This is a genomic window from Actinomycetospora sp. 2LY8.5 (assembly GCF_057180585.1).
Map to the genome: position 1 here is coordinate 1 of NZ_JBXUHE010000078.1, position 9,975 is coordinate 9,975.

Here is a 9,975-nt window from a genome sequence, read left to right on the forward strand (position 1 = left end):
AAACAAACCCAGCAAAAACAACCTCAAAAAAACCCACCGACACCACACCCACAAAGAGCACAATGCCGACGAGGACAAACACACCAAACATTCAGCACACTGTTGAGTTCTCAAAGGACAACCACACGCGTCTCGCCGCGACCGTTTCCGATCGAGTTCCTCGCGGTGACTCCCAGTGTACCCGACTCGATTCACGGACTGTTTCAGGGGGTCCCTGCCGGTCCGTCCCGATGTCGGGCGGTGGCGATCTGCTCGGTCCGAGGACCTCGGCATGATCGCCCATGTTCGACTGTACCCGAGGGTCGAAGCCCCGGTCGGCTCCCGGCCGGCCGCTGGTGGGCGTCCGTTCCCCGGGTGCCTCACCACTGTACGCGACACTCCGAAGTGCCCCGCGCACCCGGGGTCAGGTTCGGCGTTCCTCCAGGCCAGCCGGGGTGTCGGTCTCGGAGTCGCCCGAGGAGTCGCCCGAGGAGCTCTCCGCCCCGCTCTCGGGCGGGCCGGGACGCCCCGTCGTCGCGAGCGAACGCAGCATGGCGTTGTAGGCCTCGAGGTCCTTGTCGCCGTCGCGGTCGGCACGCCGGTCCTCACGTCGCGCTGTCCGCTCGTCAGCGCGGGACCACTGGATGAGCAGGGCGATCAGCACGATGAGCATCGGGACCTCGCCGGTCGCCCAGGCGAGGCCGCCGCCGGCGGTCTGGTCGGCGAGGCGGTCGATCCACGGCATCTCCAGCTGCTGATAGAAGCCGGAGCCGATCACCGTGGCGGACGTCATCACCGCGATCCCGAAGAACGCGTGCAGCGGGATGGCGACGAACAGCAGACCGAGACGCCCGACCGGCGGCAGCTGCCGCGGGCTCGGGTCGATGCCGACGATCGGCCAGAAGAAGAGCAGGCCGACCAGCAGGAAGTGGACGTTCATCGCCAGGTGCGCCCAGTGCGACTGCAGCGCGACGTCGAACAGCCCCGAGAAGTACAGGACGTAGAAGCTGCCGACGAACAGCGCGAGCGCGACGAGCGGGTGGGTCAGCACCCGGGCGATCGGCGAGTGCACGGCCGAGAGCACCCACTCCCGCGGTCCCGGCGGGGCACCGGCACCGGCCGGCGGCAGGGCACGCAACAGGAGGGTCACCGGCCCGCCGAGCACCAGCAGAATCGGCACCAGCATGTTGAGCATCATGTGCTGGCCCATGTGCACGCTGAACATCACCGGGGCGTAGCGGCCGATGCCCGACGACGTCGCGACGAGGAGCACCAGACAGCCGCCCAGCCACGACAGCGTGCGTCCGACGGGCCAGGCGTCGCCCCGGCGTCGCAGGCGGCGCACGCCCGCCAGGTAGAGCCCAGCGAGGACGAGCGCCAGGGTGCCGAAGATCAGGTCGAAGCGCGGCTCGGTGATCAGACCGACGGCGGTGAGCGGTTGGTCGACCGCGTAGCCGACGAGCGCCTCGAGGCGGGTCGGCTGTGCCTCGGGCACCACCGGGGGCGGTGTCCGGCCGAGCGCCACGGCGACCCCCATCGTCGCGGCCATGAGGAGCACCTCGAGGCCGGCGAAGCGCACGATCGCCCCGGAGCTCCCGTCGGCCAGGGCAGGCAGGGTGCGCCGGCGGTGCCACGCGCCGAAGGCGCCGAGCGCCACGAGGGCGAGTGACTTGACGATCACGAGGACGCCGTAGGTGCTCGTGAGGAGATCGGCCCACGTGATCCGCACCACAGCGTTGATCACCCCCGAGAGCGCCAGCACCACCCAGCAGACGAGCGCGACCGCGGAGAACCGCCGCGCGGCGAGCGTCGCGTGCCGACCACCCGCGACGAGGTGAGTGACCAGGGCGACGAGACCGCCGACCCAGAGGGCCGCCGCGAGGACGTGCAGCAGGAGGCTGTTGGTGGCGACGTCGTGGTCGCTTCCCCCGGCCGAGTGCCCGGTGAGCGCGAGCGGGAGCAGACCCGCGAGCGCCAGGCCGAACCCCACCACGGCGCCGCCCCATCCGAGCACGACCCGGGTCACCCCGAGAGCCACCAGCGCGAAGAGGGCGGTGAGGGCCCAGGCCGTCGTCGTCTCGATGCCGGGGACCGCGACCGAGAGCACCCGCAGGTCGAGCATCTGGGAGACCGGCCGGCCGTAGGCGTCGGCCGCACTGAGCGGGATCATCAGCAACGCGGCGACCGACCACGTCCCCGCGGCCCACGACGCCACACGGACGGCCCGGTAGCCGTCGGCCGACAGCCACCCCGTCGACGCCGGCGGGGTGAAGAAGGCCGCGAGCATCAGGAAGCCGATCGTCGCGGCGGCGGCCGTCTGGCTCACGGCACGCACCACCGGCAGCGCGTAGACCGTGACGGGTCCGGGGTCCGGCAGGCCGAGCCGCGCGAAGGACGCCGCCCCGGACAGGGTGCTCAGGGCCAGCGCCACCACGGCGGCCACGGCGAGCAACGGGCCGACCTGCGCGGTGAACAGGCCTCCGGTGGTGGTGGGCCGCTCGGTCGAGGCGGGCTCCGATGCCTCGGTGGGCGGCGGGGTCGTGGTGGCCACGCGACCAGGGTAGGGCGCCGTCGTGGCTTGGGCGTCCGGTCGGGCTTCGCTGCCCACCAGGCCCCGTGGCGCAACGGACAGCGCATCCGCCGTCCACTTCGCCCGGCCGGCGGAACTGCCAGTGCCGATTCACGGCAGCGGAGGTCACCCCCGTCTCGGCTACCGGGCCGTGCCGGCGGCTGTCGGGGCCTCCCCTGCCGGGAGTGCCTCCCGATGTGCCTCGAGCTAGAGGACGTTCTCGCGCGCGAGAGATCGACTCACCTGAGCTGAATGACGCCCGCGGCGCCCACCACCACGATCACGGCCCGCAGCGCGACGGGCGGGAGTCTCTGACCGAACCGCCCCCCGATCTGACCGCCGACGATCGCGCCGAGGGCCAGGAGCGCGACCACCCCCCACTCGACATGGGCGATCGCGACGAGGACGACCGCGGACGTGACGTTGTCGACGGCCTGCAGGACGTTCTTGGCTGCGTTGACTTCGTGCAGTGTCTCGGTCATCAGCAGCGTCATCGCCGCCAGGAGGACGACGCCCTGGCCGGCGCCGAAGTAGCCGCCGTAGACGCTGGTCGCGAACACAGTGATGGGCAGCAACCACCTCGGCCCATGGCGCGCGCGATCGGGCTGTGCGGGCAGTCGCTTCTTGATGCCAGGTTCAACGATGACCAGCACAACCGCAGCGCCGACGAGGAACGGCGCGACCCGCTGAAACCACTCGGCGGGGAGGACCACCAGCAGCGCGGCTCCGGTCGAGCCTCCGAGCAGCGCCGTGACGCAGAGCAGCATCAGCGGCCGTGCCCGCATGGTCAGCGCCCGCCGGTACCCGACTGCCCCGCTGACCGAGCCCGGCGCCAAGCCGATGTTGTTCGCGACGTTGGCCGCGACCGGAGGGATGCCCGCCCCCAGCAGGATCGGGAAGGTCACGAGCGTTCCGGACCCGACCATGGTGTTGATGACTCCGGCCAGCAGGCCCGCGAACACGACGAGAACAGCGTCGATGACGTGCACCGCGAGAACTCCCCGGAAGCGTCGGAGGGTGGACGCAGACCGCGGGGATCACGACGAGGCGCCGCGGAACCGAACGCTCCGAGCGCGATGGGAGTGCCCCCGCCTAGGAGCGGGGCGGGGACTCGACGCAGGGGTTCGCCACGCGCTCATCGTAGCGAGCGGGCCGCTCACCGCACACCGGTCCGCCTCGGGGTCTCGCCCTCGGCAGCTCTCGGGCGCGTCGTCGTGGGTGAGACCCCGCCAGGACCACCATTCCCCCGTCCCGGAGCTCGTCGCACTATGGGTCGCCTGAGGTCGTGCCCTGGTCCAGGGCGGAGCGCCTGGTCGCCGGAGGCCGACACTCGTTCCGCTCCGGTCCCCGCCGTGCTCCAGGTCCTCGGCTTCCTCACCCGGTCGCTACGTCGGGCCGACCCCGCCCAGCACGACGCCGACCGTCGTGCCGACCACCCCGACCACGCCCACAATCACTTCGGCCGGATGAACCCGGAGGACTGGGTGATCGAGGTCCAGACCTACGGCGTCGAGGAGGTCGCGGGCTCATGCTGGGCCACAAGACCGCGACCATGACCCTCGACCTCTGCGGGCACGTCTTCCCTGACAGACTGGACGAGCTGGCTGACCGTCTCGACGATGCGGTGTGCCCCGGACGTGCCCCGGAGCCCACCTCGGACGACGAGGAGGACGGCCAGTGACGACGGACGTGCAGGCCGACTGCACGACAGCCCCCGTGGCGCAACGGATAGCGCATCGGCCTTCTAATCCGACGGTTGCAGGTTCGAGTCCTGCCGGGGGCGCCTGACCAGCGGTGATGCCATCGCGGACGCCGTGGGCATAGATCGACTGTCCGGAAACGCTCCTCATTGCGACGGCCTGAATCCGTCGAGGGCGGAGCCGGCGCCGGTGCTGCGGACCTTGCGAGCCATGTAGACGTCCTGCGTCATCGAGGGCCGTTCGTGGCCCAGATAGTCGGCGATCTCGCGGGCGGAGAGTCCCGCCGCATCGAGCCGTGTGGCGACGAGATGGCGGAAGGCGTGGGGGTGCAGCCCCTCCCACTGCGTTCCCTTGACGACGCCCCGGAGCTGCTTGCGGGTGTTATCGGGGTCGCGAAGCGTGCCGACGGTCGACGGGAAGACCCAGTTGCCGAACGACGTGGCGTGCCGGCGTCGCAGCAGCTCCATCACCCACGACGGCGGGGAGATCGTCCGCATCCCCGCGTCCGACTTGGTGTGTGACTGGACCCGCAGGCCCTCGCCGGCGACCCGGATCACCGTGCCGTGGATGGCGATCGTTCCCGTCGTGTCGTCGACATCGGGCCAATCGAGGGCGAGGAGTTCACCGATGCGGCAGCCGACGCCGGAGAGGACGTCGAGGACGTCGCGCACGTCGTGCTTTTCCGCCGGTTCCGACGTCTGCACGAACGCGCGCAGTTCGCGCCAGCTCGCCTCATCGAGGGCGACGCGCTCGCGGCCACGCTTGCGGCTCGCGGGTGTGAGGTCCCGCACGGGGTTCGAGTCCATCGCGTCGTGGCGCACGGCCAGACCGAGGACTCCAGAGAGCACCGCGCGGGCGTGTTGAGCAGAGCCCGGGCCGTTGCGCTCCTTGATGGTGCGGATCACGCGATCGACACGAGAGACGCGCATGTCGCGCAGCCGGAGGCATTCGACGGCCGGCGCCAGGATGCGGGTCCAGGTGTCGCGGTAGGCCGCCTTCGTGCGCGTGGCGCGGTCCGACTCGTCGAGGTCCTGGAGCCAGATCGCGGCGACGGCGCCGACCTTCGTGTCGGGAGTGATCTCGCCGTCGCGCTCCAGTCCTCCGCGGTCGCGCAGAGCTTCCTTGAGCGTGTTCTCGGCGGCCGTCTTCGTGGGTCCTACCCGCGCTACGGGCCGTGTGATGCCGTCGTAGTCGCGGTAGCGCGCCCGTGCTCGGAAACTCCCGGGAGCAAGGCGAACGGTCCTGATCTTCCCGTGCGTGCCCAACGGGAGCGGCGGGCGCCCCACTGTCAGGCCGCCTCGTCGAGAGCGTCGACCCAGCGGCGCAAGGCGGCCGGGTCGTAGCGCAGGTAGCGCCCGACCTTCTTGCTCGGCGGCCCATAGCCGCGCAGGCGCCAGTCGTACAGCGAGCGCAGCGGCACTCCGAGGTAGTCGGCGACCTCCTGGGCCGACCACAGGCGTTCGTTCGGTTGCATCGTTCCTCCCCTCACGCTGCTTGATCACCAATTGCCGAGCTGGTGCCGGCGTCGTTCTTGGCCTGGTCGTATTGCTCGCGCCATCGCCGTCGTTGCGCGATGGACCGCAACAGGAGCTGGAGCCGGTCGGGTTGGTCCCGGTCGCGGGGTCCGATGAGCTGCCAGTCGTAACGGCCGAGGTCGCCGTCGTCGGTGACGTGTTCAGCGGTGGCCCCGACGGCACCGAGAACCTTGAGGACATGTCCCCGTCGCTCGCCGCGATGCTCGGTCAGGGTCTTACCCGACCACCTCCGCGAGACGAGGCAGCGCCGGCCGCCGTAGCCGAGGTGCTCGCGCTTGTGGGCCTTGGCACGGCACTGGCCGGGCACCATCCCCGGCTTCGGGTTCTCCGGGGTGATCCCGTGCAGCAGCCAGTTCGGGCACGACTCCGAGCACGGCTCCCACCGCAGCGCCTCGACCAGGCGGTCCATGTGTGCCGCGGCGGCGGGGGTGTCGGGTTCGGCGGTCTCGCCGAGGCTCTTGGTCAGGTACTTGGTCAGGTACCGGATCGCCTTGTCGGACTTCTCCGTCCCGGACAGGACGCCCTGGATGTCGACCTGGGCGCCGAACTCGATGACGTGCGCCGGGGCGGCGTCGGGGTCGTCGTCGAGCGCGTCGAGGGCCTGCTCCCAGCTGGGTAGCGGGGCGCCGGTCTCGGGGTCGACGTAGCAGGCGGGGTCGCGGGTCTCGTCCCACACCGGCGGGTGCTCCGCGGTGAAGAGCGGCTGGTCTTGGGTGGGCCACCACACCTGGTGATAGGTCGCCCCGACGACCTGGCGGATCAGCTTGCGGGGGATGGTGCCGCGGATCGCGGCGTGCAGGTGCGGGGCGCCGCGGCGCTGCGGTTCCACGGCGGCGAAGTACTGCACGTTCCACCCGACCGCCCGTCGGAGGTTCTGCACGAAGCGGTCGAACAGCTCCCCGACGTGGATCGCGTCCCGGGCAGCGCGGCGGTAGTCGTACCGCTCGGGGTCCTTCGGGGCACCGTCCTGCGTCCGGACCGGCCCGTAAGACGGCAGCGTGAGGGTGACGAACGTCGAAGGCCGGTAGGTGCGCCCGTTGGGGGCCTCGAACACCCTCCCGGTCGTGGTGGCGCGAACCGGGAGCCGGGGCAAGTCGGGGACGTCCTGACGCCGCTTCGTCGAGCGAGCACGCCGCTTCGGCTTGTCCTCCCCCTTGCTGCGAGGGGTCTCTCCGCGGACCCCCTCGGAGCGGAGCATCTCGTCGGTCTGGGCGATGTCGGCTTCGACGTCGAGGACTCGGGTCATCTCGCCGGCCTCGAGGGCGGCGGCGTGGTCGTGCTCGAGGTCGGCTCGCTGCCCGAGCAGCGCCCGCTGCCGCACCGTGGGCTCCTCGGCGGTCGATGTCTCGGGTTCGGTGTCGAGGTGCCAGCCCTGTTGGGCCTGCCACATCCGCAGCCGCCGGGCCCGGTCAGCGCAGGGCCCGCACACCGAGGCGCGGGTGGCGCCGCACGGGATCGGGACGACGGTCGTGGCGCCGGTTTCCCGGTCGATCCGGCGGACCGCGAGCGGGCGGATGCAGGCGCCGACCTGCTCGGCCGAGGTCTTCGCGACCTCGCGCATCACCGGTCCGGTGAGCTTCCCGACCGGCACTGGCCCGGTCGTCTCGTCGATGGTCATCAGGACGCCTCCCGCTCGCTCTTGGGCTTGCGGGGCCGGCGGGGCTTGTCGGGTAGGTCGACGACCTCCGGCAGGACTTCGAGGGTCGGGGACGGGTAGGTGGTGGCGAGCCAGCGGAGTTGGTCGTCGTCGACGTAGGCGGCGCGGACCTTGGTGACGACGGTGGAGCCGTCCTCGACGAGGTAGCCGACCCCCGGCGTGTGCATCGGGATGCGGTCGCAGAAGGCGCCGCGCTCGCGGGCGCCCTCGCCGAGGACCATCGGGACCTCGGTCTTCTCGGCCAGGCGCAGCCCGATGCGGGTGGTGAACAGGTTGCGGACCTCCAGGACGTCCTTGCGAGGGTCCTGCACGCAGCCGACGACCGAGACGCCCGGGGCACGGCCCTTGGTCAGCAGCCGCCCGAGGGCCTGCTTGGCGCGCTCCTTGAGCCCGCGGTCGCCGATGTAGGCGGTCAGGGAAGCGATCTCGTCGACCAGCACCACGTAGAACGGCTCGCCGACGGTGGGTTCGTGCTGGCGGGTCACGCCGGCCATCACCCGTGCCCGATCGGCGACGAGCTCGGCGGCCGCTTCCAGGGCGCGGACCATGTCCTCCTCGGTCTCGCAGGCCAGCAGGTGGAACAGGTCGCGGTAGAGGCCGAACTCCATGCCGCCCTTGGGGTCGATCCCGATCAGCCGCACCGTCCCGGCACGGATGGCCGGCGCGAGCGCCACCAGGAGGGAGGCGACGACCGAGGACTTGCCGGCCCCGGTCGCCCCGGCCACCAGCAGGTGGCGGCCGAGGAGGCGCAGCAGCCACGGGGTGCCGTCCTCGCGGCGCCCGAGGTGCAGCGCGGTCAGGTCCACCCCGTTGTTCGCGCTGTCGGTGCTCATGGGTGGGGCGATGGGGTCGAGCAGGGTGTCGGCGCAGATCACCCGCAGCGAGACCCATCCGCGGCGCTGGTGGGGCAGGACGCGGACTTCCAGGGCGCGGAACTCGGTGCGCAACGCGTCGGCAGCCGCTTCGAGGTGCTCGGGGGTGACCCCGGGGCAGAGCTGCACGGTGAGCAGATCGGCGTGGCGCCCGAGACGGACCCACAGCAGCCGCGGCACCCGGATCACGTGGTGGGCGTCGCGGGCGCGGACGTCGGCGGCCGCGAGCAGGTCTCGCCAGACCCAGCGGTAGCGGATGCGCCGGACGAACCGCCACACCCGCGACGCGACGAGGCGTTCCCAGGTCTCGGGGTGGGCGCGGGACCAGGTGTAGAACGCGACGCCGACCAGCGCGATCACGGCCAGGCCGGCACCGCGGCCCTGCACCGACCACACCACCGCGACCAGGGCGGTGGCGGCGGCCAGGACGGGGACGTAGGCCAGCAGCCATGCGGCCATGACCGCGCCCCACACGGCGAGGACGAGCAGCCGCCCGACAGCCAGCAGGCCGCGGCGTCGCAGCCGCCCGAGGAAGGTCCGCGACGGTTCGATGAGGGTGGGTTGGACGTCGGCGCGGCGGCGGATGGTGGCGCCGCGCCCGACGGTGTGTCCGATCGGCATCAGGACTCAGTCCTTCCGGAGCGGTCGCGGCGCACGGGGCGCCCGGTGGTGGTGTGGTGGCGGTCGTGCCGGGGCGAGAGGTCGTCCGCCCCGGACTGGGGTCGCCGACGTCGGCCAGGGACGGCCGTGAGCGGGAAGAGGGCCTGTTGCGCGATGTGCTCGGTGCACCGGCGGGGCCGGTTGGCCGGGGTGTCCGGGCCGAGACGGGCGGCGCAGACCTCGCAACGCGGCCCAGCCGGCGGGCGGCTCACGCCACTGCTCCTGACTCGTCGCTCGCGTCGTCGAGGGCGAACGCTCGGGTGCGCAAGTCGGTGTAGAGCCGGGAGCGATCACCCGCGGACAGGCCGCCGAAGACGCCGTAACGGGCGGTCGGGGACTCGCGAGCCATCGTGTCCGCGAGGCAGGTGGTCCGGACCGGGCAGCCGGCGCACACAGCCTTGGCCTGCTCGATCCGCTCGACCCCAAGCGGTCCGCCGTCGGCGACCGGAAAGAACCGCGCCTCGTCCATGCCCGCGCAAGCGGCGTGGGCGTGCCAGTCGGGCACGGGGTCCCCGTCGAGGACCAGCTCCCGGACCAAGGCGCGCAGCCGCTCGCGGGTCAGCCGGCGCGCGGTACGGGCCGGGGTCGCTTCGGTGACCTTCTTCGTGCCGGTGCTGGTGGTGCTCATGCCGCACCGCCGATCGCCCGCTCCGTGGTGGGCGGGAGCCAGCAGGCGGCGTGCTCCACGAACACCGTCAGCGCTGTCAGCAGCGACCGGGCCGCTTCCAGCTCCTCGGCACTGACCTCGTCGAGGCGCCGCGCGGTCAGGGTCAGCACCGCCCGGTGCTCGACGATCACGTCCAGGATCGGCGGCATGTCGTCGGGGAGGAACACTTCGGCCCGGCCGACCGGCGTGAGACGCACCGACAGCCCGGGCATCAGGCCCTACCTTCAGAGGTGCGGCCGGAGCTGGTGTTGGCTCCGGGTGTGCAGGCGGAGCGGGGATGGCTTCCATCAGAGCTGCCGTCAATGGCCGTAGGCTGCTGTTCCCCCCGCTCTGCCC

The 9,975-nt window shown here is 71.9% G+C and carries 10 protein-coding genes and 1 tRNA gene; 3 read left to right on the plus strand and 8 right to left on the minus strand.

The annotated features are described in order from the left end of the window. Window positions 1–403 precede the first annotated feature (403 nt). The gene (locus tag AC2A1K_RS34940) at window positions 404–2,530 is read right to left on the minus strand and encodes a bifunctional copper resistance protein CopD/cytochrome c oxidase assembly protein (protein ID WP_483900954.1); all 2,127 of its coding nucleotides are present in this window, start codon (window positions 2,528–2,530) and stop codon (window positions 404–406) included. A 257-nt stretch (window positions 2,531–2,787) separates the two neighbouring features. Continuing rightward, a complete protein-coding gene (locus AC2A1K_RS34945) occupies window positions 2,788–3,510 on the minus strand; it encodes a sulfite exporter TauE/SafE family protein (protein ID WP_483900955.1) in 723 nt (240 codons plus the stop codon). 390 nt (window positions 3,511–3,900) lie between these two features. Here AC2A1K_RS34945 and AC2A1K_RS34950 point away from each other — a divergent pair, with 390 nt between their 5' ends. From AC2A1K_RS34950 to AC2A1K_RS34960, 3 genes are all read left to right on the plus strand, one after another. After that, complete coding sequence (locus tag AC2A1K_RS34950) at window positions 3,901–4,104, plus strand: hypothetical protein (RefSeq protein WP_483900956.1); 204 nt, start codon at window positions 3,901–3,903, stop codon at window positions 4,102–4,104. Further along, entirely contained in the window at window positions 4,077–4,229 is a 153-nt protein-coding gene (locus tag AC2A1K_RS34955; protein WP_483900957.1) for a hypothetical protein, read from the plus strand. Before AC2A1K_RS34950 ends, AC2A1K_RS34955 begins: the two co-directional genes overlap by 28 nt. A gap of 29 nt (window positions 4,230–4,258) precedes the next feature. Next, window positions 4,259–4,331 (plus strand) — tRNA-Arg (locus tag AC2A1K_RS34960). 63 nt (window positions 4,332–4,394) lie between these two features. On the opposite strand, the gene AC2A1K_RS34965 is transcribed toward AC2A1K_RS34960, so the two are convergent. The 6 genes from AC2A1K_RS34965 to AC2A1K_RS34990 form a co-directional block, all read right to left on the minus strand. Further along, on the minus strand, window positions 4,395–5,534 hold the full coding sequence (locus AC2A1K_RS34965) for a site-specific integrase (RefSeq protein ID WP_483900958.1): 1,140 nt from the start codon (window positions 5,532–5,534) through the stop codon (window positions 4,395–4,397). A 2-nt stretch (window positions 5,535–5,536) separates the two neighbouring features. Continuing rightward, a complete protein-coding gene (locus tag AC2A1K_RS34970) occupies window positions 5,537–5,722 on the minus strand; it encodes a helix-turn-helix transcriptional regulator (RefSeq protein ID WP_483900959.1) in 186 nt (61 codons plus the stop codon). 11 nt (window positions 5,723–5,733) lie between these two features. After that, window positions 5,734–7,401, minus strand: a complete 1,668-nt coding sequence (locus tag AC2A1K_RS34975; RefSeq protein WP_483900960.1) for a replication initiator — start codon at window positions 7,399–7,401, stop codon at window positions 5,734–5,736. Next, on the minus strand, window positions 7,401–8,933 hold the full coding sequence (locus AC2A1K_RS34980) for an FtsK/SpoIIIE domain-containing protein (RefSeq protein ID WP_483900961.1): 1,533 nt from the start codon (window positions 8,931–8,933) through the stop codon (window positions 7,401–7,403). Before AC2A1K_RS34980 ends, AC2A1K_RS34975 begins: the two co-directional genes overlap by 1 nt. Before the next feature lie 247 nt (window positions 8,934–9,180). Beyond that, entirely contained in the window at window positions 9,181–9,600 is a 420-nt protein-coding gene (locus AC2A1K_RS34985) for a WhiB family transcriptional regulator (protein ID WP_483900962.1), read from the minus strand. Further along, window positions 9,597–9,851: a hypothetical protein gene (locus AC2A1K_RS34990; RefSeq protein WP_483900963.1), complete on the minus strand. Its 255-nt coding sequence runs from the start codon at window positions 9,849–9,851 to the stop codon at window positions 9,597–9,599. Before AC2A1K_RS34990 ends, AC2A1K_RS34985 begins: the two co-directional genes overlap by 4 nt. Window positions 9,852–9,975 lie beyond the last annotated feature (124 nt).

Coding starts and splice junctions, on each gene's coding strand:
- AC2A1K_RS34955 (WP_483900957.1), top strand. CDS start 4,077: ATGCTGGGCCACAAGACCGCGACCATGACCCTCGACCTCTGCGGGCAC.
- AC2A1K_RS34990 (WP_483900963.1), bottom strand. CDS start 9,851: ATGCCCGGGCTGTCGGTGCGTCTCACGCCGGTCGGCCGGGCCGAAGTG.
- AC2A1K_RS34975 (WP_483900960.1), bottom strand. CDS start 7,401: ATGACCATCGACGAGACGACCGGGCCAGTGCCGGTCGGGAAGCTCACC.
- AC2A1K_RS34970 (WP_483900959.1), bottom strand. CDS start 5,722: ATGCAACCGAACGAACGCCTGTGGTCGGCCCAGGAGGTCGCCGACTAC.
- AC2A1K_RS34985 (WP_483900962.1), bottom strand. CDS start 9,600: ATGAGCACCACCAGCACCGGCACGAAGAAGGTCACCGAAGCGACCCCG.
- AC2A1K_RS34980 (WP_483900961.1), bottom strand. CDS start 8,933: ATGCCGATCGGACACACCGTCGGGCGCGGCGCCACCATCCGCCGCCGC.